The following is a 23,213-nucleotide window of genomic DNA, read 5'->3' as shown; positions in this document are numbered from 1 at the left end:
AAGGTTTCAGACGGCCTCCTGGCACGAATCCCCGAATCCGTATCTGCCGCACAGAAAAAAGGCCGGAATGCGTTGCATCCGGCCTTTTGATGTTTGGAAAACCCGTTTATTTGGCGAAGTATTTGGCAGAAATCTGATCGTACTCGCCCGATTCGCGCACTTTTTTCAGTGCGCCGTTGAGCATGGCTTGGGTCTGCGTATCGCCCTTGCGCACGGCAAAACCGTAGTTTTCTTCAGTGAAATCGGGCACGGAAACCATAGTGAAGCCTTTGCTGCCGTTGTTTTTCACATAGTTGGCCACCACCGCGCTGTCGCTGATCACGGCGTCGAGGCCGCCGTTTTCCAGCTCTTTGGTAACGAGGGTAATGTTCTCGAAGCGGGCGATTTTGCTGCTGTCGGCGCCGAGGATTTTGCCTGCGGCCAAGTCGCCTGTGTTGCCGGTCACCACGCCGACTTTGTTGACGTTTTTCAAGTCTTCCGCCGATTTGATGTTTTTGCCCTGCGGCACAAGAATCACTTGGGTGATTTTGTAATAAGGATCGGAGAAATCCATCGCCTGCTTGCGCTCGTCGGTGATGGTGACGGCGGAGGCAAGGATGTCCACGTCGCCGTTGCCCAGCGCGGCAAACAGGCTGTCCCACGGCTGGTGTTTGTATTCGACTTTAAAGCCGCCTTCTTTGGCCATGGCGTTCATCAGGTCGATGTCGAAACCTTGGATATTGTTATTGCTGTCCATAAACTCAAACGGGGCAAATTCGGCGTTGGTAGCAACGCGGTAGACTTTGCCGGCATCCTGCCCGCCTGCGGTGGCGGAAGCCTGGCTTTGGTCTTGAGTCTGGCTGCCGCCGCAGCCGGCCAGCAGAGCCGCGCAGGCCAGCACGGCTGCGAAAAGTTTGGTTTTTGCGGGTTTCATAATCCGGTTCCTTTCGATTTTTCGGTCGTTTTCTGATTAGGGCGCGAGTTTATCACGAATTTACTCTTTTTCACGGAAAAAGGCATAAGTCACATCGTGGAACAAATCCACATGCGGGCTGTCTTCGTAGGCCAGGCGGTCGAGTTCGTCTTCAAAGGCAAGCTGCACGGATTCGACCACGTTTTGCGCCGTTTCCGCCGGCAGGCCGCGCAGCAGGCCTTTGAAGGCCACGGCCAAAACGCGGTTCTGCATACGCAGCGCCTCGTTGGCTTCTTCCAAATATTCCAAACGCTGTTCGATGTCTGCCATCGTCCGAACCTTTCGCGGTTTTCTGTTAAAATGGCGCGCATTATAAGCCGTACCGCCGAAGATAACCATGTCGAACAATCAGCCCGAATGGGAAAGAAAACTGGAGCAGATGCGCGCCAAACGCGGCAAACCCGCTCCTGCCGGCGAAGCCGCCGCGCCCGTGCAGAATGCCGCGCCGAAAAACCACCGTGCGCATGCCGAATACAAAAAGCAAATCCTGCAAAACTATCTGAAAAACTGGCAAAACCGCCACAACGCGGCGCTGGCGGGCGAGCTGACGGAAACCGACGCCACCGTGCTGCTCGAAGAAGACTGGCTGAACGCGCAAAATGCCCTGCAGGGCAATGTCAAAACGCAAAACGTGCTCGACAGACAAACCGTCTGGTTCAACCCGAAACATCATGCCGCGCCGCAGGCGCAAAGCGACACAGAGGGCGACAAAGACGGCGAAACCATCGCTGCATTCAGCCCGCAGGACATCCCCGTCAGCGTCAACGTTCTCGACCCGCAGGGCGTGCCCGCCTCCCGCCCCGTGTTCTGCCTTTCGGAACAGGAGCTGGTGGAGCGCCTGCTGCACCGCCTGATGCCGCACCTGACCGACGCCGTCAACGGCCTGGTACGCACCGCCATCACCCGCCAGGCCGCCAATCTCAACCAGCAGCTTTATCAGGCCGTGCAGAGCGAAATGCCCGATTTGGTGAAAGACATCCTCGACTACAACCTGAAAAACGTGCTGACCGAATTGAAATACGACGTCAAATACAGCAAAAAATAAACGGCAAAGGCCGTCTGAAAAAGCGCCTGCCCAAACCGGCAGCGCTTTTTCAGACGGCCTCTCGCATTCCCCGCCATGTCCGACAAAAACAGCCGCATCAACCACGAACCCGCCTTCCTGCTCTCAGCCGCCCCGTGGCGCGAAAGCAGCCTGCGGCTCGAAATGTACAGCCGCCGCTACGGCCGCGTCGCCCTGATTGCCCGCAGCGCGCGCAAACGCCAGAGCGAGCTGCGCGGCGTACTCGTTCCCTTCGTGCCCGTCAGCGTATCGTGGTACGGCAGCGCCGAACTCAAAACCCTGCACCGCGCCGAATGGCTGGGCGGCCGCCCGCAGCCGCAGGGGCGCGCCCTGTTCAGCGGCCTCTACCTCAACGAACTCGTCCTCAAACTCACCGCCCGCGAAGACCCGCACCCGCGCCTCTACGACGCCCTCGACCAAGCCCTTGCCGCCGTCTGCACCCAAGCCGTCCACACAGCCGCCCTGCGCCGCTTCGAGTGGCAGCTTTTAAGCGAACTGGGCTACGCGCCCGATCTCGAATACGACATCGGCGGCAAGCCCGTCAGCGCACAGGCGCACTACCTTATCGAACCCGAACAGCCGCCGCAGATTGTTCCGCCCGACACCCGCGCCGACGGCAAAACCGCCGTCACCGCCGCAGGCAGCGCCCTGTTGCAGCTGCGCGAAGGCGTGTTCGACAGCGGCGCCGCACAGCAGCAGGCGCTGAAAATCACCCGTCTGCTGCTCGACTTCCGCCTGCCCGAAGGCATACAGTCGCGCCGCGTCCTGCAACAGCTGCAAACCTTCCAAACCGCCTTTTCAGACGGCCTCCCGCAGCCCGAAAGGCCGTCTGAAAAAACCGCCGACACCGACACACAGCCATGACCGACACCCTCCCGCCCGACGCCCTCATCGAAGCCGCCCTGCTCACCCAGTCCGAACCGCTCGGCGAAAAAGCCCTGCGCCAACTGTGCGACCCGCCCCTGTCGCAGGACAAACTCATCGACGTGCTCGGCAGCCTCAAAGCCCGCTGGCAGAACCGCGCCCTGCAACTGGTCCACAGCGGCGAGGGCTGGCGCTTCCAAATCGCCCCCGCCGCCTTCGCGCGCCTGGGCGCTTTGCAGGAAACGCGCAGCCCGCGCTACTCCCGCGCCGTGATGGAAACCCTGGCCATCATCGCCTACCAGCAGCCCGTCACGCGCGGCGACATCGAAAACATACGCGGCGTTGCCGTTTCGCAAAACGTGATGCAGACCCTGCTCGACCGCGGCTGGATAGAAACCATCGGCCACCGCGACACCGTCGGCCGCCCCGCCCTGTGGGCAACCACGCCCGCCTTCTTCGCCGACTTGCAGCTCGATTCCCTCGAACAGCTCCCGCCGCTCACCGAATTGGGCGAACTCGTCCTGCCCGAACTGCCGCAGGCGGCCGGTGCGGATAACGGTGCGGAAGAAGAAACGGAAGACGCCTGAAACCGCTTTTCCCTGTCCGCCCCGTTTTAGTTTCGCTTTCAGAAACGCCATTCCGCAGGCGGAAACGGCCTCAGCCGTCCGCCGCATTCTGCGGTAGAATGCCGCCTTGCGCCGCAGGCCGTCTGAAACGGCTGCTGCGCCCGACCCGCAAACCCCGTCCGCTTTTTCAGAAACCCCATCCCGCATAGGCGGCAACGGCCTCCCGCCGCCATACCCGCAAACGCGCATACCGCAACGCCGCCTGTTTTCAGACGGCCTCCGCTTTCAGACGGCCTTTGTGCCGCCGCCGAGGAACAACGATGAAAAAACTCCTGCTCGCCGCCGCCCTGCTTCCCGCCGCCTGCGGCTTCCACCTCAAAGGCACGCAAGCCTACGACCGCCTGCCCTACCAAACCTGGCACATCGAAGGCGCAGAGCTGCAACGCCCGCTGGAAAACGCCCTGCGCCGCGCCGATGGCACGCCCGCTTCCGCCGCCGCCGCGCAGGCCGTGTTGAAAGTGGAAAACGTCGAAACGCAAAAAGACGTGCTCACCATCACCCGTGCCGCCCTCGTCAGCGAATACCGCCTGGCACTCAAAGCGCAGGCACAGGTTTACCGCAACGGCAAGGCCGAAGGCTCGCCCATCGTGGTGGAAGTGCGCCGCACCCTCGAATATGCCGACAGCGAAGTACTGGGCAAACAGGAAGAGGAAACCATGATCCGCAACGAAATGGCCGAAGACGCGGCGCAGCAGATCGTCCGCCGCCTCTCCTTCCTGCCCCATTGAGCGCCATTTTCCGTTTTTCCCGTTTTTCAGACGGCCTTCTTTCTTCGGAGGCCGTCTGAAAGCACATCCGATTTGCGCCATGCCCGTACAAAACATCGAAACCCTCACCCCCGACACCCCCCTGCCGCCCCTCTGCGTTATCCACGGCGAAGAAGATCTGCTGCGCGTCGAAGCCCTCGACACCCTGCGCGCCGCCGCGAAAAAACAGGGCTATCTCAACCGCGAGTCATACACGCCGGAAACCGCCGCCGACTGGGACGAAATCCTGTCGTCCGCCAACAGCATCGGCCTCTTCGCCGATTTGAAACTGCTGGAAATCCACATTCCGAACGGCAAACCGGGCAAAGCGGGCGGCGACGCCCTGCAAAAGCTGGCGGAAAACCTGCCCGAGGACACCGTTACCCTCGTTCTGCTGCCCAAGCTGGAAAAAGCGCAGACGCAGGCCAAATGGTTTGCCGCCCTCGCCAAACACGGCAGCGTCTACGAAGCCAAAGCCGTGTCCGGCCACGCCCTGCCCGCGTGGATCAAAGGCCGTCTGAAAGCGCAAAATCTCGACATCGAAGCCGACGCCCTCGCCCTGTTCGCCGAACGCGTCGAAGGCAACCTTTTGGCCGCCAAACAGGAAATCGACAAACTCGCCCTGCTCTATCCGCCGGGACACGCCGTTGGTATGGCCGAAGCGGAACAGGCCGTGGCCAACGTCGCCCGTTTCGACGTTTTCCAACTGTCGGCCGCATGGATGGGCGGCGACGCCGCGCGCACCGTCAGGCTGCTCGAAGGTTTGGCAGCCGAAGGCGAAGAACCTGTTTTGCTGCTGTGGGTGCTGGCTGAAGACATCCGCACCCTCATCCGCCTCACCGCCGCCCTGAAACAGGGGCAGAGCGTGCAGGCCGTGCGCGGCAGCCTGCGCCTGTGGGGCGACAAACAAACCCTCGCGCCGCAGGCCGCCCGCCGCATCGGCATCACCCGCCTCATCGCCGCCTTACAGGAATGCGCCCGCACCGACCGCATCATCAAAGGCGCGGAAACGGGCGACGCCTGGGCGGCCTTTCGCCAGATGGTTTGCGCTTTGGCCGCTTAGAGCGCATTGATGCCCGCCATCGCCGCACCGGCTGAGGCCGTCTGAAACGCATGGCAAACCGCTTCGCGCCGCGTTAAGAAAGATGCGCCGAATGTCAGTTTCGGTTTACAATCCGCCCTTTGCAAAACACCAATAAAGAGAAACGCCATGAACCCGATGTTTGTCAAACCCGCCATCCGCATCTCCATCATCGCCGCCGTCATCACCGGCATCCTCATCCTCTTCGGCGTGCGCTGGTGGGTGGCCGTGTTAAGCGTGCTGCTTGCCGCCGCTATCATTGCCCTGCTCGCCGTGTGGGCCGTGAAACGCCAGCGCAAACAGTTTGCCGACCGCCTCAAATCCTTCAACATCGACCCCGAAAGCGGCCGCATCAATCCCGCCGACCTGCGCCGCATGTACAACAGCGGCGGACAGGCGCAGAAAGACGCCGTGCTCATCTACTGCATGGCCAACAACAACTGCCCGCCCGAAGAAGCGCACAAATTCTTCAAAGAAACCTCGCCCTTCAACGCCAAAAACCGTCAGGCGCAAATCAAAGCCATGCAGGAAATGCAGGCGCAGCAGCGCAAAGGAAAAGGCAAGGGTAAAGGCGGCCGCTTCCGCTAAACCACATAGGCCGTCTGAAAACGGATTTCCGGTTTTCAGACGGCCTCAAACCGCAAAAAGCCCATAGCAGACCATGTACGACGTAAACACCCACGACGTGCGCCGCTTCTTCGCCAACGTATGGAAAGAACGGCTCAACCCCCTCGCCCTCGACGGTTTGCAGCAAAAAGCCCTGCGCATCATCGAAGCCCATCAGGAATACGCCGAATACCTCGAACACGTCGAAAACTACCTCGACACCGAATGGAAACCGGAAAACGGCCGCGAAAACCCCTTCCTCCATCTCTCGCTGCACCTCTCCATCCAAGAGCAGGCCGCCATCGACCAGCCGCCCGGCATCCGCGCCATCCACCAAAGCCTCACCGCCAAACACAACGGCGACTGGGTCGCCGCCGAACACCAAATGATGGAAGCGCTGGCCGAAACCGTGTGGGAAGCGCAGCGCTACGGCAAAGGCTTGGACGTCAACGCCTACATCACCCGCCTGCGCCGCCTCGTCGGCCTCGGCCAGGAAGAAAACGCCCGCATCAACCCGCACGAAGTGCCGCTGTCCGACAAAATCAGCGGCCGCTGAAATCCTGTAAAGGCCGTCTGAAACCTTTTTTCAGACGGCCTTCCACCCTTCAACGCAACCCGAAAGAGCAGCATGAACAACATCAGCCTAAAAAAAACCTACTCCGGCAAAGTCCGCGACCTCTACGAAATCGACGACAAGCGTATGCTGATGGTCGCCACCGACCGCCTGTCCGCCTTCGACGTTATCCTGCCCGAACCCATCCCCGGCAAAGGCGAAATCCTTACGCAGATTTCCAACTTCTGGTTTGAAAAACTCAAGCACATCATGCCCAACCACTTCACCGGCGACACCGTTTACGACGTTCTGCCCGAAAACGAAGCCCGCGCCGTCGAACAACGCGCCGTCGTTGCCAAACGCCTCACGCCCGTGAAAATCGAAGCCATCGTGCGCGGCTATCTGGCCGGCAGCGGCTGGAAGGAATACCAAAAAAACGGCACCGTCTGCGGCATCCGCCTGCCCGATGGACTGCGCGAAGCCGACAAACTGCCCGAAGTGCTGTTCACCCCGTCCACCAAAGCCGAAGTCGGCGGCCACGACGAAAACATCAGCTTCGCCGAATGCGAAAAAATCATCGGCAAAGAACTCGCCGCCCAAGTGCGCGACAAAGCCGTCGCCCTCTATACTGAAGCCGCTGCCTACGCCGAAACGCGCGGCATCATCATCTGCGACACCAAATTCGAGTTCGGCCTCGACGAAAACGGCACGCTCACCCTGATGGACGAAGTGCTCACCCCCGATTCCAGCCGCTTCTGGCCGAAAGAACACTACCGTCCCGGCAGCAACCCGCCCTCTTTCGACAAACAGTTTGTGCGCGACTGGCTGGAACAAAGCGGCTGGAACAAACAGCCGCCCGCGCCGCAAGTGCCCGCCGACATCATCGAAAAAACCGCCGCCAAATACCGCGAAGCCCTGCGCCTGCTCACCGAGTAAACCCGCACTGCTTTCAGACGGCCTCCGCCTGCAGCAAGAGGCCGTCTGAAAGCCGAGTTTTCAAAGACCCAACAGGCTTTGGATACACGCAACGCCTCCCTTTACGGGAGGCGTTTCGCGCTTCCCTTTCTACCAGCACACCGCCACATGTAAATTCTGCTAAATACCTCGGCAGCGCATTGCGGGATTGCCCGCGCTGCAATAGAATTCGCCTCTTTTAGAGCTTAGTCTCTAAACTCGAATCACAACATCCGATGCAAAGGAACCCCATGACCACCTTCACCCCCCAATCCAGCTACACCAAAGAAGAACTGCTCGCCTGCGGGCGCGGCGAACTGTTTGGCGCGGGCAACGCCCAGCTGCCGCTGCCCGACATGCTGATGATCGACCGCATCGTCGAAATCAACAACACCGGCGGCAAATACGGCAAAGGCGAAATCATCGCCGAACTCGACATCAACCCCGACTTGTGGTTCTTCGGCTGCCATTTTCAGGGCGACCCCGTGATGCCCGGCTGTCTTGGTTTGGATGCCATGTGGCAGCTGGTCGGTTTCTTTTTGGGTTGGACGGGCGCGCCCGGACGCGGCCGTGCGCTGGGCTGCGGCGAAGTGAAATTCAGCGGCCAGGTGCTGCCCAAACACAAAACCGTGCGCTACCACATCCACATCAAACGCGTGATGAACAGCAAACTGGTGCTGGGCATTGCCGACGCCGAAATGAGCGTGGACGGCCGCACCATCTACGAAGGCAACGGCCTGCGCGTCGGCCTGTTCACCACCACCGACGACTTCTAAACCGCCCTTTCAGGCTGCCCCCAATCCCAAACAGGCAGCCTGAAAACACAAAAAACCGCTTTTCAGACGGCCTCCATCCCAAACAAAGCCAAAGCAGCCTGAAAACCACCCGCAAGCCGCCACATCAACCCAGGCCGTCTGAAAACCTTTCAGGCTGCCACCCCACCGGAGTTTGAACCATGAAACGAGTCGTCGTAACCGGCATCGGCATCGTATCCAGCCTCGGCAACAACTGCCGCGAAGTCCTCGCCGCCCTGCAAAACCTGAAATCCGGCATCAGCTTCGACGAAAGCTACCGTGAAATGGGCATGCGCTCCCACGTCGCCGGCAACATCGGCATCGACCCCAAAGAGCATATCGACCGCAAAATCCTGCGCTTTATGGGCAACGCCCCCGCCTACGCCTACATCGCCATGCAGGAAGCCATCGCCAACGCCGGGCTGACCGAAGACCAAGTCTCCAACATACGCACCGGCATCGTCGCCGGCAGCGGTGGCGCCTCATCGGCATCGCAAGTCGAAGCCGCCGACACCCTGCGCGCAAGCGGCGTCAAACGCGTCGGCCCCTACGGCGTTACCAAAACCATGGCCTCCACCGTAGCCGCCTGTCTGGCCACCCCGTTTAAAATCAAAGGCGTCAACTACTCCATCAGCTCCGCCTGCTCCACCTCCGCCCACTGCATCGGCCACGCCGCCGAACTCATCCAGCTGGGCAAACAAGACATCGTCTTTGCCGGCGGCGGCGAGGAAGTGTCGTGGCAGATGAGCAGCCTGTTCGACGCCATGGGCGCGCTGTCTAGCAAATACAACGACACACCCGAAAAAGCCAGCCGCGCCTACGATGCCAACCGCGACGGCTTCGTGATTTCCGGCGGCGGCAGCATCCTCGTCATGGAAGAGTACGAACACGCCAAAGCACGCGGCGCCAACATCCTGTGCGAACTCACCGGCTACGGCGCCACCTCCGACGGCTACGACATGGTGCAGCCCTCCGGCGAAGGCGCCGTGCGCTGCATGCAGATGGCACTCGCCCAACACGGCGGCAGCGTCGACTACATCAATGCCCACGGCACCTCCACCCCCGTCGGCGACACCAAAGAACTCGGCGCCATCCGCGAATCCTTCGCCGGCCGGGACATCCCGCTGATCAGCTCCACCAAATCCCTCTCCGGCCACGCCCTCGGCGCCGCCGGTTCCAACGAAGCCATCTACTCCATCCTGATGATGCAAAACGACTTCGTCTGCGCCAGCGCCAACATCGAAACCCTCGACGAACACGCCGCCGACCTGCCCATCGTCCGCGAAAACCGCAGCCTGAAACTCAACGCCGTGATGTCCAACAGCTTCGGCTTCGGCGGAACGAATGCCACGCTGGTTTTCAGTAAGGTCGAATAAAGGGCAGCCAAAAGCCGCATTGTTTGTGCAATGCGGCTTTTCAGACGGCCTCAAAAGTAAAAACGGTATGCCTGCGGGCATACCGTTTTCTTTTTTCCGTGACTTAAATCGACGCGTTGATAAACGCAGTCAGCTGGCCTTTTGCCAGAGCGCCGACTTTGGTGGCGACGTTTTTGCCGTCTTTGAATATCATCAGGGTCGGAATGCCGCGCACGCCGAATTGAGCGGGGGTTTGTTCGTTTTCGTCGATATTGATTTTGACGATTTTCAGACGGCCTGCAAACTCGGCTGCGATGTCGTCCAAAATCGGAGCGATCATTTTGCACGGGCCGCACCAAGGCGCCCAGAAGTCAAGCAATACGGGCACGTCGGATTTCAATACGTCCTGTTCGAAGCTGGCATCGGTGGCATGTACGATTAATTCGCTGCTCATTTTTTGTCCTTTTTAAGGGTTGGAAAGATACGGTGCACAGAATAGTGTCTGCCTCCGCCGATTTCAAGTCCCGCACAGGGTGATAGTTTTGCGGTATGGCGGCGATACTTTTTTCTGTGGCAAGGAGGCCGTCTGAAAACGGTCGTTTCGGTATGACACGGTGTCGTAATTGCGTAAAAAAAGCGGCAACCTTTGCAGGTTGCCGAATACCTCAAATCAGAGATTTACGCTTCACAAACATACAGGCTAAGCCTGCACTCTGTCCGTTCGACTCAACTTCGCACGGACAAAGACGGTCGGTTTTCAGACGGCCTTAACGGCTCTTTCCACTGCGGCCTTTGCGGCCGTCTGAAAACCCTGTGGCGTCACGAATCAGTGGAACTGGTTCATGGTGTTGTCTTTGCCGCCCGCTTTCAAAGCGGCTTCGCCGGCAAAGTATTCTTTGTGATTGTCGCCGATGTCGGAGCCCGCCATGTTCTGATGTTTCACGGTGGCGATACCCTGGCGGATTTCCTGACGCTGCACGCCTTTGACATAGGCCAGCATGGCTTCGTCGCCGAAGTAGCCTTTGGCCAGATTGTCGGTGGATAGGGCGGCGGTGTGGTAGGTCGGCAGGGTTATCAGGTGGTGGAAGATGCCGGCCTGGGCGGAGGCGTCGCGCTGGAAGGTGCGGATGCGCTCGTCGGCTTCTTTGGCCAGCTCGGTGTCGTCGTATTCGGCCGACATCAGTTTGGCACGGTCGTATGCGGATACGTCTTTGCCTGCTTCTTGCCAAGCGTCGAACACCTGCTGGCGGAAATTCAGCGTCCAGTTGAACGACGGGCTGTTGTTGTACACCAGCTTGGCGTTGGGGATGACTTGGCGCACGCGGTCAATCATCTCTTTAATCTGGCCGATATGCGGTTTTTCGGTTTCGATCCACAAAAGGTCGGCGCCATTTTGCAGGGAAGTGATGCAGTCGAGTACCACGCGGTCGACGCCGGTGCCTTTTTTGAACTGGAACAGGTTGCTCGGCAGGCGGGTGGGTTTGATGGTTTTGCCGTTGGTGTTGACGATAACGTCGCCTGCTTTCACTTGGCTCAGGTCGGTGATTTCTTCGCCTTCGAGGAAGCTGTTGTATTGGTCGCCCAAATCGCCCGGTTGGCTGGAGAAGGCGATTTGCTTGGTCAGACCCGCGCCGAGGGAGTCGGTGCGCGCAACAATCACGCCGTTGTCCACGCCCAATTCCAAGAACGCGTAGCGCACTGCGTTGATTTTGGCGAGGAAGTCGACGTGCGGCACGGTCACTTTACCATCTTGGTGGCCGCATTGTTTTTCGTCGGACACTTGATTTTCAATCTGGATGCAGCACGCGCCCGCTTCGATCATTTTTTTCGCCAGCAGGTAGGTGGCTTCCGCATTGCCGAAACCGGCGTCGATATCGGCGATAATCGGCACGACGTGGGTTTGGAAATTGTCGATTTGGTTTTGGATGTCGGCGGCCTTGGCGGTGTCGCCTGCGGCGCGGGCTTCGTCGAGCGCGGTAAACAGCAGGTCAAGCTCGCGGGCGTCGGCCTGTTTCAGGAAGGTGTAGAGCTCTTCAATCAGCGCGGGCACGGAGGTTTTTTCGTGCATGGACTGGTCGGGCAGCGGGCCGAACTCGGAGCGCATACCGGCAACCATCCAGCCGGAAAGGTAGAGATAGCGTTTGTTGGGCGTTTGGTGGTGTTTTTTCACTGCAATCAGCTTCTGTTGGCCGACAAAGCCGTGCCAGCAGCCCAAAGATTGGGTGTAATTGGCCGGGTTTGCGTCGTATTCGGCCATATCGCGGCGCATGATGTCGGCCGTGTATTTGGCGATGTCCAAACCGGTTTTGAAACGGTTTTGCAGACGCATACGGGCAACGTATTCGGGCGTGATGGCTGCCCAGCCGCTGCCGTTTGCCTGTTTGGTTTGTTCTGCCGCTTTGATTTCTTCCTGATACTTAGCCATTTTGCAATGCTCCTTTTTTTCTCATCTGATTTTTCGGATAATCCGCCGCCTGCTGCATTTGTAGTTCCATGTAGTCGGCTGGCGTGAACGGGAATTTACCTGCGTTTACGCTGCTTGCCAAGCGCCGCAAACGGATTTTCTGCCTCAAACAGCCGCCTTGCAGGCAAAAATCAGGCTGCTTTTTAAAATTTTTTCGCCGCACGCGCCGTTTTGCGCGGATTTTATGCCCGACAAAGGCCGTTTTAAGAAATTTAGTGGCTATTTAGATATTACTGGAAGCAGTCTGCGAAAAAACATTTTGATTTAAAACGAATAAAACATTCGTATTTTTGTAATCTTTTGTAGTATTAAACATAAAGGCCGTCTGAAAACGATGGTGTAGAGGCGAAAAAGCCCGGCATTGCACGACAAAACGCGATTTTCTTTTGCGCTTTCGCCGCTTTGCCTTACAATCCTCGCCTTTTCGCAAACTGTGGTTCGCAATCCCCCCACAATAAAAAACTAAGGAAACCTTCAATGTCCCGTTCTTCAGAAGAACTGCACGGCCTCAGCCTGTTGGGCAACGGCCATACGCAGTATCAAAGCCAATATGCTCCCGAAGTTTTGGAAGCGTTCGACAACAAACATCCCGGCAACGATTATTTTGTCAAATTCGTCTGTCCCGAATTCACCAGCCTCTGCCCGATGACCGGCCAGCCCGATTTCGCCACCATCGTTATCCGCTACATTCCCGACATCAAAATGGTGGAAAGCAAATCGCTGAAACTTTATCTTTTCAGCTTCCGCAACCACGGCGATTTTCATGAAGACTGCGTCAACATCATCATGAAAGACCTGATTGCCCTGATGCAGCCGCGCTACATCGAAGTGCACGGCATCTTCACCCCGCGCGGCGGCATCGCCATCCACCCCTTCGCCAACTGGGGACGCCCCGGCACGCCTTTCGAACAAACCGCGCGCGAACGCCTGATGCGACACGATATGGACTGAGGAGACCGGCATGTACGAATTTACCCCGCAACAACAGCAAAAAGCCCTGCGCTGGCTCGTCGTTTTCCATATTGCCGTTATCGCATCGAGCAATTATCTGGTGCAGTTCCCCTTCACCGTCACCCTGCCCAACGGCTATCAGGTGCACTCCACCTGGGGCGCGTTTACCTTCCCCTTTATCTTTCTTGCCACCGACCTGACCGTGCGCATCTTCGGCCAGCGGCTGGCGCGGCGCATCATCTTCTTCGTCATGTTCCCCGCCCTTATCCTCTCCTACGTCTTCTCCGTCGTCTTCCAAGACGGCAGCTGGACGGGCTGGGCGGCGCTGGCGCAGTTTAACGGCTTCGTCTTCCGCATCGCTCTGGCAAGCTTCGCCGCCTATGCCGTCGGCCAGATACTCGACATCTTTGTGTTCAACAAACTGCGCCGCCTGAAATCGTGGTGGATTGCGCCCACCGCCTCCACCTTCCTCGGCAACGCCATCGATACCGTGCTATTCTTTTCCATCGCCTTCTACGCCGGCAGCGACGCCTATATGGCCGAACATTGGCCGCACATCGCCTTTGTCGACTACTTGTTCAAACTCGCCATCTGCACCCTCTTCTTCCTGCCTGCCTACGGCGTGATTCTGAACATCCTCACCAAACGCCTGACCACGTTGGAAAAAGTGGAAGAACCCGCCCCGTCTCCCGCGCATCAGGCGCAGTAGCGGCTGCGGCACAGAGGCCGTCTGAAAAAGCAAAGGGCTTTTCAGACGGCCTTTTGTCTGTTCTGACGGCCTGCCTTTTGTTTTCTCTCCCGCCAAACCTGCCGCCATCCCGCTTTCAGACGGCCTCAGCCGACAAAAGCAGGCCAAAGCAGAAAGAGGCCGTCTGAAAACCCTGTTTCGGGTTTTCAGACGGCCTCTTTGTCCTTAGGGCGGGTTGATTAGCGACACGCCCAAGTGCAAAGCCAAAATCAGGCGGAGAAGCGGCGGGCAACCTCGTCCCAGTTGACGATTTCCCAGAAGCCGTTCAGATAGTTGGGGCGGCTGTTGCGGTAGTCGATGTAGTAGGCGTGCTCCCACACGTCGCAGGTCAAAAGCGGCACATTGTCGCTGTTGAGCGGCGTGGCGGCGTTGGAAGTGGACACCAAGTCCAACTCGCCCGACGGGGTTTTCACCAGCCATGCCCAGCCCGAACCGAACGTGCCGGCGGCGCAGGTGTTGAAAGCTTTTTGGAAGGCTTCGAAGCTGCCCCATTTGGCGTCAATCGCGGCGGCCAGCCCGCCCGAAGGTTTGCCCTGGCCTTTGGGGGTGAAACCGAGCCAGTAGAAAGTGTGGTTCCAGGTTTGCGCCGCGTTGTTGAACACGCCGCCGGACGCTTTTTTCACGATTTCTTCCAGCGTGGCGTTTTCAAACTCCGTGCCTTTGATTTGGTTGTTCAGATTGGTGATGTAGGTTTGGTGGTGTTTGCCGTAGTGGTATTCCAAAGTTTCTTTGGACAGATGCGGTTCGAGCGCGTCCAAGGCATACGGCAGTTCGGGCAGTTTGTGTTCCATTTTGATACTCCTGTTATGTGTTTTATGGATAAGGCCTTCTGAAAACGGCTTGGCGATTCTACCCGACACCATGCGCCGCACCGATTGGATTTTTCTCCGCCCGCCATAGGCGCCGTTTACGGCAGAGGCCGTCTGAAAGCCGGGCCGCGCCGTTTTTCCGCCCTTTAAAATCGTTTACAATGCGCCCCGTTTTGTTTATCCGAAGAAAGCCCGAACCATGCTCGACATCCAACTTCTGCGCGGCGACACCGCCGCCGTTGCCGCCCGCCTCGCCCAACGCGGCTTTGCTTTTGACACCGCACGTTTTGAAACCCTAGAAAACCGCCGCAAAGATCTGCAGGTCAAAACCGAAGAGCTGCAAGCCTCGCGCAACAGCATTTCCAAAAAAATCGGCGCGCTCAAAGGGCAGGGCAAACACGACGAAGCGCAGGCGGCAATGAACCAAGTCGCGCAAATCAAAACCGATTTGGAGCAGGCCGCCGCCGATTTGGAAGCCGTGCAGGCCGAACTGGATGCCTGGCTGATGGCGATTCCCAACCTGCCGCACGAGAGCGTGCCCGTCGGTCGCGACGAAAGCGAAAACGTCGAAGTGCGCCGTGTCGGCGAACCGCGCCAATTCGACTTTGAAATCAAAGACCACGTTGATTTGGGCGAACCCTTGGGGCTGGATTTTGAAGGCGGCGCGAAACTTTCCGGCGCACGCTTTACCGTGATGAAAGGCCAAATCGCCCGCCTGCACCGCGCCCTCGCCCAATTCATGCTCGACACCCACACGCAGCAGCACGGCTACACCGAACACTACACCCCCTACATCGTCAACGACACCGCCCTGTTCGGCACAGGCCAGCTGCCCAAATTCGGTGAAGACCTGTTTCACGTTACCCGTGGCGGCGACGAGAGCAAAACCACGCAATACCTGATTCCCACCGCCGAAGTAACGCTCACCAACACCGTGGCCGACAGCATTTTGGCCGAACAGGATCTGCCGCAAAAACTCACCGCCCACTCGCCCTGTTTCCGCAGCGAAGCGGGTTCGCACGGCAAAGACACGCGCGGCCTTATCCGCCAGCACCAGTTTGACAAAGTAGAAATGGTACAAATCGTCCGCCCCGAAACCTCCTACGACGCGCTGGAAGAAATGGTCGGCCACGCCGAAAACATCCTCAAATCACTCGAACTGCCCTACCGCGTGATTACCCTGTGCACCGGCGACATGGGCTTCGGCGCGGCCAAAACCTACGACTTGGAAGTGTGGGTGCCCGCGCAAAATACCTACCGCGAAATCTCCAGCTGCTCCAACTGCGAAGACTTCCAAGCCCGCCGCATGAAAGCGCGTTTCAAAGACGAAAACGGCAAAAACCGCCTCGTCCACACCCTCAACGGCTCCGGCCTCGCCGTCGGCCGCACCCTCGTCGCCGTATTGGAAAACCACCAAAACGCCGACGGCAGCATCAACATCCCCGCCGCCCTGCGCCCGTATCTCGGCGGCGCGGACAAGCTGTCCGTTTGAGCCGGGCATCGCAGGAGGCCGTCTGAAACAGGGTTTCAGACGGCCTCAAAAGCATCGTAATAGTGAACCAACACGAAAATCTACGGCGTTGCTGCGCCTTAGGGCGTGTTGACATTCAACTTTTGAAGCGGATTTTTCGGCATAAAATGGCAGATGCAAGGCGAAAACACGAGCCAATGCCGCCCATTGGCGAGTGTTTTTAACGAAGCAGATGCCGTTTTAGGACGGAAAAGCTGCCAAAATGTTGAATGTCAACACGCCCTAGCCCAAAGAGGGCGGTTTTCTACGGCATTGGAAATACCAAGAAAACCAGCCCCGTATTTTTCATACTGTCTGCGGCTTGCTGCCTTGTATCTTTCCGTGTTGTTTCACTATAAAGGCCGTCTGAAAAAACACATTTCGCTTTTCAGACGGCCTCCATCCAAATCCTAGCGCGCCATGAACCCAACCGCCCTTCCCTTCTCCCCCCTCGACATTCCGATTTCCGGCACCTCCCTGATCGAAGCCTCGGCCGGTACAGGCAAAACCTACGGCATCGCCGCCCTGTTTGCCCGCCTGATCCTGCTGGAAAAAATGTCGGTAGACAAAGTGCTGGTGGTAACTTTCACCAAAGCCGCCACCGCCGAATTGAAAACCCGCCTGCGTGCGCGGCTGGATGAAGCCCTGCGCCGTTTGCAGGGAACGGATTTGCCCGAAGCGGCCGACGAATTCATGAGCGGCCTGCTGCAACGCGCGCTGGAACAAGAGCCACGCGAGCGCCTGCAACTGCGCCTTAAATCCGCCCTGTCGCAGTTCGACAGCGCCGCCATCTACACCATCCACGGCTTCTGCCGCCGCCTGCTCGGCGATTACGCCTTCTTCTGCCAAGTCCCCTTCGACACCGAACTCGACGAAAACGGCAAACGCGAACTGTACACCTACGCACAGGACTTTTGGCGGCTGCGCGTCGCCGATAACGGGCGCCTCGCCCGCCTCGTCTTCCGCGCCAAACTCCTGCCCGACGCGCTGTTGGACGAACTCTCGCCCTACCTCGCCCGCCCCGCCCTCACGTTCAGACGGCCTGACGACAACATCCTGCCCGAAGCAGAAAAACAGGCGCAATCGGCATGGCGCACACTACGCGGAAAACTCCCCGAGCTCACCGCCACCTTCTGGCGCGTGCATCCGTCATTAAGCGGCAGCAAATTCAAAAAAGCGCTTTACGAAACCAAATTCGCCGAACTGGCCGCGCTGGCCGAAAGCGAAGAGATGCCGTCTGAAAAACTGGCGCAGCTGCTGGCTAATACCAAAGGCATCAGCGTTTTCGCCCCCGAATACCTCGAAGCCGCCGTCAAAAAAGGGCAAAACCCCGCCGCCGCCGACCTTGCCGACCTCACCCTGCTGCACGGCGCCCACCAAGCCGCAGAAAACCTGCTGGCCGCCGAACATCAGGCGCTGATCGCCCTGCAACTGGACTTTCTGCAATACGTGCGCGAAAGCGCCGCCGAAAAACGCCGCACGCGCACCGGCCGCAGCCCCGACGAGCTGCTGCTCGACGTCTACCACGCCCTCACCGCAGGCACACACGCCGAAACGCTGGCCGACACCGTGGCGCACAACTGGCCGGTCGCCCTCATCGACGAATTCCAAGACACCGACCCGCTGCAATACGAAATCTTCCGCCGCATCTTTATCGAGCGGCGGCGGCCGCTGTTTCTAGTCGGCGACCCCAAACAGGCGATTTACGCCTTTCGCGGTGCCGACATCTACGCCTATCTGCAGGCCGCCGCCGACACGCCGCAGCACTACACGCTGGCGCGCAACTTCCGCAGCCACCGCCGCCTGACCGAGGCGACGGCGCGCCTGTTCACACAAAAAAAACGTCCCTTCGTGCTCGAACGCATCGGCTATCCCCAAGTCGAAGCCAACCGCGCCGACAGCCGCCTCAGCCCGCCGCAGGCCGCCCTCAACATCCGCTGGCTGCACGAGAAAGGCGAAGACGCGCCCGACAAAGCCCTCCTGCGCCAACGCGCCGCCGACTACTGCGCCGACGAAGCCGCCGCCCTCATCAACGCGGGTGCAGAAGGCCGTCTGAACTACCGCGGCGCTCCCGTGCTGCCCGGGCACATCGCCGTCCTCGTCCATAGCCACAAAGAAGGCCAGCTTATCAAACGCGCCCTTGCCGCACGCGGCATCGCCGCCGTTGCCATGCAGCGCGAATCCGTTTTCAAAAGCCACGAAGCCCAAGCCCTCGCCGCCCTTCTGGCCTTCTGGCTCGAACCGCAGCGCACCGGCCTGCTGCGCTTCGTGCTCGGTGGCGTGCTGTTCGGCCATACCGCCGCCCAAATCGCCGAACTCAACCGCAGCGAAGCGCAACTGGCCGAACACACCGCCGCCGCAGCCGCCGCCTGCGAAACCTGGCAGCGGCAGGGCATTTTCGCCGCCCTCGCCGCCTTTGCCGCGCAACACGGCATCGAAACGCGCCTGCTGCGGGAGGGCAACGAACGCAGCCTCACCAACTTCTGGCAGCTGGCCGAACTGCTCGCCGCCGAAGACGAAGCCGGACACACCCCTGCCTCGCTCCACCAATGGCTCTTGCAAACGATGCAGGACGACAACGCTGCCGAACACCACCTGTTGCGCCTCGAAAGCGACGAAGCCCTTGTCAAAATCGTCACCATCCACGCCTCAAAGGGTTTGCAATATCCCTTCGTTTTCTGCCCCTTCTCGTGGGACACCAGCGAAGCGCCCGCCGACAGATGGCACGTTCTTCACCGCGCAGACGGCAGCGAACTTCTGGAACTGAGCCAGCTCGACGAAGCCGACCAAAACCAACTGGCCGACGAAGATTTGGGCGAGCGCCTGCGCCTGCTCTACGTCGCCCTCACCCGCGCCGAAGAGCAGCTCACCGTCTACGCCGCCCGCTGCCGCAGCACGCCGCGCAACACCTTTGCCTACCTGCTCGAAGGTTCGCCCGACAGCAGCCGCGCCGCCGTTCAGACGGCCTACGAAGAAGAAAAAGACGGCCAAAGCGCCATGCTGCGCCGCAACTGGCTGCGCTGGACAGAAAGCGCCCCCGCCGACAGCGGCATCCTCTGGCACGAAGGCGCGCCCGTCAGCGCCGCCGCCGACAGCCGCGGCCGCGGCACGCACACCTACCGCGCCGCCGAATACCCGTCGCGCCGCTTCGAACTCGTCCGTTTCACCAGCTTCACCGGCCTCACCCGCCGCCTGTCCCATCACCGCGCCGCAGGCGACGAACTCCAACCCGCCCTCGATCAGGCCGAATCGGCCGCCGCGCCGCCCGCCGCCCCCGCGTCGGACGAAAGCGGAATGCTCGACCTTTTCCACTTCCCTCGCGGCACGGAAGCGGGCGTCTGCCTGCACGAAATCCTCGAACAGCACGACTTTTCCCGCCCCGCCGCCGAACAAAGCACCCGCATTGCCGACACCCTCGAGCGCTACGGCTTCCCCGAGCAATGGCTGGAAACCGCCTGCGCCGCCGCCGACCAAACCGCCGCCGCCGATCTCGGCGCGGGCGACACCCTCGCCGCCCTGCCCGCCGCAAACCGCCTCGCCGAAATGGGCTTCGTCATGCACTTCGAGCGCCTCGACTTAGGCCGTCTGAAAAACAGCCTTACCGCTGCCGGGCTGCCCCCCGTCTGCCTTGCCGCCGCAGAACACCTCGACTTCGACACCCTGCAAGGCTTTCTCAACGGCTTTATCGACATGACCTGCCTGCTTTCAGACGGCCAACCCTGCGTGATCGACTACAAATCCAACCACCTCGGCAACCACCCCGACGACTACGCCCCCGCCGCCCTCGATGCCGCCGTGGCCGAACACCACTACTACCTGCAAGCCTGGATTTACGCGCTGGCCGTCGCCCGCTACCTCAAACAGCGCGGCCGTCCCGTGCAAACCGTCCGCGTCCGCTATCTTTTCCTGCGCGGCCTGAACACGGAAAACCGCAACGGCATCTGGCAGTGGGACATTGCTGCGGAACACCTCGCCCCCTGGCTGTAAACCTGCCAAAGGCCGTCTGAAAGCAAGAAGGCCGTCTGAAACCTGTTTTCAGACGGCCTTTTCACGAAACGGCAGGCGCCGTTCAGCTCCAAAAATAGCGCACGAAATGGAAAAACACCGGCGCGGCGAAGCAGACCGAGTCGACGCGGTCGAGCATGCCGCCGTGGCCGCTGATCATATTGCCCCAGTCTTTGACGCCGTAGTCGCGCTTGATGGCCGACATCACCAGTCCGCCGAAAAAGCCCATCAGGCAGATGATGAGGCCGAGTCCCGCCGCCTGCCAGCCGTTGAAAGGCGTAATCGGCGCCATCAGCGCGGCAAGCAGCGTGGCCGAAGCGATGCCGCCCACCGTGCCGGACACGGTTTTCGAGGGCGAGAGCGAGGGCATGATTTTCGCGCCGCCGACGAGTTTTCCCCAAACGTATTGCAACACGTCGGACGCCTGCACCACGGCAATCAGAAACATCAGCAGCAGGATATTGTTGCCGCTGTCGAAACCGTCGAGCTGCAAAAACATCAGCGCCGGCACGTGCGACAGGCAGCAAATGCAGATCATCGCCATCCACTGCGTTTTCGCGGCACGCGCCAGAAAATCGTCGGTCTGCCCGCTCATGCCCGCGATAATCGGCAGCAGCAGAAAGCCGTATATCGGGATAAAAATGGCAAACAGGCCGTACCACTCCTTCCACACCAAGTAATACTGCACGGGCAGCAGCACATAAAAACAGGCCGCCATGCTGTAATAATCGCTGCGGCGGCGGTAGATCAGCGTCATGAATTCGCGCAGGGCGGCGAAGGAAACGAGGAAAAACAGCACCACCGTCCCCGTTTTGCCGAACCAAAAAGCCGCCAGCAGCACCAGCGTCATCAGCCACCAGGCATAGATGCGCGCGTTCAGATTGGCGATGGCGGCATTGCCCGCGCCTTTTTTGCGTTTGAGCCACTGCCCGACAAACGAAGCGAGCAGCAAAACGGCGAAAACGGCGGCGAAAATATAACCCGCCTGCGGAACCAGCCCGGCGGCTGCGGCGTGTGCGGCCATGATGTCGTCCCCTTGTACAAAAGCGGCGGATTATAGCCGAAGCAGGCGCGGGAAAAACGGCGCATTGTCCACCGCCGCGCTGAAAAACGGCGTGGACAGTTTGTGGATAAACCACCTTTGCCCTTGATGCGGGGGAAGATTTTTTTGCTGCCTGTTTTTTACGCAGATTAGCGGCTATAATGCCCGCCCGTTTGATTGTGAAGATAAGGAAACAAACATGACTCTTGCCTACTGGTGCGTTCTCGCCGCCGCGCTGCTGCCTTTGGCCTGCGCCATCTACGCCAAAAAAGCGGCGGGCTTTGACTTTGCCCGCGACAACGGCGACCCGCGCGCCTTCCTCGCCAAAACCCGGGGCGCGGCGGCGCGTGCCGATGCGGCGCAGAAAAACGGTTTCGAAGCCTTCGCCCCCTTTGCCGCCGCCGTCATCATCGCCCACGCCACGGGCAACGCTTCGCAAACCGTCGTCAATATTTGGGCGGTGCTGTTTGTCGTGTTCCGCGTGCTGTTCACCCTCTGCTACATCGCCGGTGAAGCGCGCCTGCGCTCGATGATGTGGGCGGCAGGCTTTGTCTGCGTGCTCGCGCTGTTTGTCGCGGCGGCCTAAGGCCGTCTGGAATCTTGCGGACAACGCTTTAACGGAGTTTGAAAACACAAAGGCCGTCTGAAAGCGGATGCTGCTTTCAGACGGCCTTTTGCCCGCAAAATCCGTATAATCCGCCCCTTTCCTTTTTCCTCCGTCCGATATGCACGCCCGTTCCGTTCCGAAAAACCTGCGCCGCTGGCGGCAACGCCCCTTTTTGCGCCGCATCACCCTGCCCGCCCACACGGTAGACTGCCCCGAATGCGGCCTGCGTACCGCCGTGCCGGAGCTCAAACAGGGGCATCAGGCCGACTGCCCGCGCTGCGGCCACGAGCTGGTGCGGGTGGAAAACCGCCCCTTCGTCACGCCGCTGGCACTGGCCTCTGCCGCGCTGGTGCTGCTGCTGTGCGTGTACGGCAGTATGTTCATGACCGTGTCGATGATAGGTGTGAACGAGCGCCTGACCCTGCCCTTTATGCTCGAAGTGCTGGTTTTGCAGGATTTCGGCTTTCTCGCTGAAGTAATGTTTGTCTTCACCTTCGGCCTGCCGCTGCTGTTTCTGCTGCTGTGCCTGTATGTTTACGCTGCTTTGCAGATCAAGCGCCCGCTGCCCGGCCTGATCGCCGCCACGCGCACCATGGTGCGCCTGCGCGAATGGGTGATGGCCGACGTGTTCCTGATTTCCACGCTGGTGGCCTACATCAAGCTGGGCGACGTGGTAAACGTTGCCTTCGGCGCGGCCTTCTGGCTGATGTTCCCGATGGTGCTGCTGCTGTTGCGTACCACGCAGGCCGTGCCCGAACACTGGGTTTACTACCAAATCCACCGCCTGCACGGCCACACCACCGTCCATGACGATACCGGCGGCAAAACCTGTTGCAGCCGCTGCCGCTGGTTCGGGCCGTCGGAAGAAAGCCGCTGCCGCGTCTGCGGTACCGCCCTCTTCGCCCGCCGCCCCGGCAGCCTGCGCCTGTCGCTGGCCTTCCTCTTGGCCGCCGCCGTTTTCTACATCCCCGCCAACACCCTGCCCATCATGATTTCGTCCAACCCCACCGTCACCGAAGTCAGCACCATCATGGGCGGCATCCTCTTTATGTGGGACAGCGGCGACCGCGCCATCGCGGCGATTATTTTCAGCGCCAGCATCATGATTCCCGTGCTGAAAATCTGCATCATGGCCTTTTTGCTGCTGTGCGTGCGCTGCGGCGTGCCGGCCAATATCGCCAAAGTGTCGCTGCTTTACCGCATCACGGAAAAAATCGGCCGCTGGTCGATGATCGACATCTTCGTCGTCATCATCCTGATGAGCGCCTTCCACACCCCCATCGCCCGCGTCACCCCCGGCCCCGCCTCGCTCTACTTCTGCCTCGTCGTCCTGCTTACCATGCTGTCCGCCCACTTTTTCGACCCGCGCCTGTTGTGGGACAAATACGAAGCGGGCGAAACCTGCGGCAGGCACACGGCTAAAACCTCTGAGGCCGTCTGAAAAACAGAAGGACGGAAAACAAACAACTCCGTCATCCCCGCG

Annotated in this window: 23 protein-coding genes and 1 riboswitch; of the genes, 16 read left to right on the top strand and 7 right to left on the bottom strand. The window is 59.8% G+C overall.

The features are described from left to right. Positions 1 to 106: 106 nt before the first annotated feature. Together ACG2K1_RS05745 and ACG2K1_RS05740 are read right to left on the bottom strand one after the other, a co-directional pair. Positions 107 to 913 carry a basic amino acid ABC transporter substrate-binding protein gene (locus ACG2K1_RS05745; protein ID WP_009425094.1) on the bottom strand — a complete coding sequence of 269 codons (807 nt, stop codon included), beginning with the start codon at positions 911 to 913 and terminating at the stop codon, positions 107 to 109. A gap of 60 nt (positions 914 to 973) precedes the next feature. Continuing rightward, entirely contained in the window at positions 974 to 1,222 is a 249-nt protein-coding gene (locus ACG2K1_RS05740) for an NGO1151 family protein (RefSeq protein ID WP_036495453.1), read from the bottom strand. Between the two features lie 67 nt (positions 1,223 to 1,289). On the opposite strand from ACG2K1_RS05740, the gene ACG2K1_RS05735 reads away from it, so the two are divergent. The 10 genes from ACG2K1_RS05735 (at position 1,290) to fabB (ending at position 9,615) form a co-directional block, all read left to right on the top strand. Continuing rightward, positions 1,290 to 1,997 (top strand): hypothetical protein, encoded by a 708-nt coding sequence (locus ACG2K1_RS05735; protein ID WP_395428473.1) that lies wholly within the window; start codon positions 1,290 to 1,292, stop codon positions 1,995 to 1,997. Positions 1,998 to 2,072: 75 nt separating this feature from the next. Beyond that, entirely contained in the window at positions 2,073 to 2,879 is an 807-nt protein-coding gene (gene recO / locus ACG2K1_RS05730) for a DNA repair protein RecO (protein ID WP_395428472.1), read from the top strand. After that, positions 2,876 to 3,466: an SMC-Scp complex subunit ScpB gene (scpB, locus tag ACG2K1_RS05725; protein ID WP_395428471.1), complete on the top strand. Its 591-nt coding sequence runs from the start codon at positions 2,876 to 2,878 to the stop codon at positions 3,464 to 3,466. The genes recO and scpB overlap by 4 nt, the downstream gene beginning before the upstream one ends. Positions 3,467 to 3,765: 299 nt before the next feature. After that, entirely contained in the window at positions 3,766 to 4,233 is a 468-nt protein-coding gene (gene lptE, locus ACG2K1_RS05720; RefSeq protein WP_395428470.1) for an LPS assembly lipoprotein LptE, read from the top strand. Between the two features lie 79 nt (positions 4,234 to 4,312). Continuing rightward, positions 4,313 to 5,314, top strand: a complete 1,002-nt coding sequence (gene holA, locus ACG2K1_RS05715) for a DNA polymerase III subunit delta (RefSeq protein ID WP_395428469.1) — start codon at positions 4,313 to 4,315, stop codon at positions 5,312 to 5,314. 147 nt (positions 5,315 to 5,461) lie between these two features. Further along, positions 5,462 to 5,920, top strand: a complete 459-nt coding sequence (locus ACG2K1_RS05710) for a hypothetical protein (protein ID WP_009426142.1) — start codon at positions 5,462 to 5,464, stop codon at positions 5,918 to 5,920. 73 nt (positions 5,921 to 5,993) lie between these two features. Then, positions 5,994 to 6,494 carry a DUF1841 family protein gene (locus ACG2K1_RS05705; protein WP_009426143.1) on the top strand — a complete coding sequence of 167 codons (501 nt, stop codon included), beginning with the start codon at positions 5,994 to 5,996 and terminating at the stop codon, positions 6,492 to 6,494. A 72-nt stretch (positions 6,495 to 6,566) separates the two neighbouring features. Continuing rightward, positions 6,567 to 7,427: a phosphoribosylaminoimidazolesuccinocarboxamide synthase gene (locus ACG2K1_RS05700; RefSeq protein WP_395428468.1), complete on the top strand. Its 861-nt coding sequence runs from the start codon at positions 6,567 to 6,569 to the stop codon at positions 7,425 to 7,427. A 269-nt stretch (positions 7,428 to 7,696) separates the two neighbouring features. Further along, positions 7,697 to 8,221 carry a 3-hydroxyacyl-[acyl-carrier-protein] dehydratase FabA gene (fabA, locus tag ACG2K1_RS05695; protein WP_238747427.1) on the top strand — a complete coding sequence of 175 codons (525 nt, stop codon included), beginning with the start codon at positions 7,697 to 7,699 and terminating at the stop codon, positions 8,219 to 8,221. Positions 8,222 to 8,400: 179 nt separating this feature from the next. Next, positions 8,401 to 9,615, top strand: a complete 1,215-nt coding sequence (gene fabB / locus ACG2K1_RS05690) for a beta-ketoacyl-ACP synthase I (RefSeq protein WP_395428467.1) — start codon at positions 8,401 to 8,403, stop codon at positions 9,613 to 9,615. A gap of 103 nt (positions 9,616 to 9,718) precedes the next feature. Here the strand turns inward: fabB and trxA are convergent, their stop codons facing one another. The 3 genes from trxA to ACG2K1_RS05675 all read right to left on the bottom strand — a co-directional run bounded on the left by trxA (position 9,719) and on the right by ACG2K1_RS05675 (position 12,167). Next, positions 9,719 to 10,048 carry a thioredoxin TrxA gene (trxA, locus tag ACG2K1_RS05685; RefSeq protein ID WP_395428466.1) on the bottom strand — a complete coding sequence of 110 codons (330 nt, stop codon included), beginning with the start codon at positions 10,046 to 10,048 and terminating at the stop codon, positions 9,719 to 9,721. Between the two features lie 372 nt (positions 10,049 to 10,420). Further along, positions 10,421 to 12,019, bottom strand: a complete 1,599-nt coding sequence (locus ACG2K1_RS05680; RefSeq protein ID WP_395428465.1) for an isocitrate lyase — start codon at positions 12,017 to 12,019, stop codon at positions 10,421 to 10,423. Then, positions 12,012 to 12,167 carry a hypothetical protein gene (locus tag ACG2K1_RS05675; RefSeq protein ID WP_157058129.1) on the bottom strand — a complete coding sequence of 52 codons (156 nt, stop codon included), beginning with the start codon at positions 12,165 to 12,167 and terminating at the stop codon, positions 12,012 to 12,014. The genes ACG2K1_RS05680 and ACG2K1_RS05675 overlap by 8 nt, the downstream gene beginning before the upstream one ends. Positions 12,168 to 12,485: 318 nt before the next feature. Then, a riboswitch (PreQ1 riboswitch) is annotated at positions 12,486 to 12,530 on the top strand. Positions 12,531 to 12,535: 5 nt separating this feature from the next. Here ACG2K1_RS05675 and queF point away from each other — a divergent pair. Both queF and ACG2K1_RS05665 read left to right on the top strand, forming a co-directional pair. After that, a complete protein-coding gene (gene queF / locus ACG2K1_RS05670; RefSeq protein WP_009426152.1) occupies positions 12,536 to 13,009 on the top strand; it encodes a preQ(1) synthase in 474 nt (157 codons plus the stop codon). Between the two features lie 10 nt (positions 13,010 to 13,019). Further along, complete coding sequence (locus ACG2K1_RS05665; protein ID WP_009426153.1) at positions 13,020 to 13,718, top strand: 7-cyano-7-deazaguanine/7-aminomethyl-7-deazaguanine transporter; 699 nt, start codon at positions 13,020 to 13,022, stop codon at positions 13,716 to 13,718. Positions 13,719 to 13,966: 248 nt separating this feature from the next. Here ACG2K1_RS05665 and ACG2K1_RS05660 read toward each other — a convergent pair whose 3' ends face one another. Continuing rightward, the gene (locus ACG2K1_RS05660; protein WP_395428464.1) at positions 13,967 to 14,548 is read right to left on the bottom strand and encodes a superoxide dismutase; all 582 of its coding nucleotides are present in this window, start codon (positions 14,546 to 14,548) and stop codon (positions 13,967 to 13,969) included. 217 nt (positions 14,549 to 14,765) lie between these two features. On the opposite strand from ACG2K1_RS05660, the gene serS reads away from it, so the two are divergent. After that, a complete protein-coding gene (gene serS, locus ACG2K1_RS05655) occupies positions 14,766 to 16,058 on the top strand; it encodes a serine--tRNA ligase (RefSeq protein WP_009426157.1) in 1,293 nt (430 codons plus the stop codon). A gap of 438 nt (positions 16,059 to 16,496) precedes the next feature. Further along, positions 16,497 to 20,063 carry an exodeoxyribonuclease V subunit beta gene (gene recB, locus ACG2K1_RS05650; RefSeq protein WP_395428463.1) on the top strand — a complete coding sequence of 1,189 codons (3,567 nt, stop codon included), beginning with the start codon at positions 16,497 to 16,499 and terminating at the stop codon, positions 20,061 to 20,063. A gap of 82 nt (positions 20,064 to 20,145) precedes the next feature. Here the strand turns inward: recB and ACG2K1_RS05645 are convergent, their stop codons facing one another. After that, positions 20,146 to 21,105 carry a phosphatidate cytidylyltransferase gene (locus ACG2K1_RS05645; RefSeq protein WP_009426695.1) on the bottom strand — a complete coding sequence of 320 codons (960 nt, stop codon included), beginning with the start codon at positions 21,103 to 21,105 and terminating at the stop codon, positions 20,146 to 20,148. A 217-nt stretch (positions 21,106 to 21,322) separates the two neighbouring features. Here ACG2K1_RS05645 and ACG2K1_RS05640 point away from each other — a divergent pair, with 217 nt between their 5' ends. Both ACG2K1_RS05640 and ACG2K1_RS05635 read left to right on the top strand, forming a co-directional pair. Further along, positions 21,323 to 21,709, top strand: coding sequence for an MAPEG family protein (locus tag ACG2K1_RS05640; protein WP_009426693.1), 387 nt, complete (start codon positions 21,323 to 21,325; stop codon positions 21,707 to 21,709). A 139-nt stretch (positions 21,710 to 21,848) separates the two neighbouring features. Further along, on the top strand, positions 21,849 to 23,171 hold the full coding sequence (locus tag ACG2K1_RS05635) for a paraquat-inducible protein A (RefSeq protein WP_036496377.1): 1,323 nt from the start codon (positions 21,849 to 21,851) through the stop codon (positions 23,169 to 23,171). Positions 23,172 to 23,213: the final 42 nt, after the last annotated feature.

The sequence above is a fragment of the Neisseria sp. 23W00296 genome, from assembly GCF_044772855.1.
In the GTDB taxonomy this organism is placed as follows: Bacteria; Pseudomonadota; Gammaproteobacteria; order Burkholderiales; family Neisseriaceae; genus Neisseria.
Note: the sequence above shows the minus strand (reverse complement) of the source record. Positions and strands in the feature narration are given on the sequence as shown.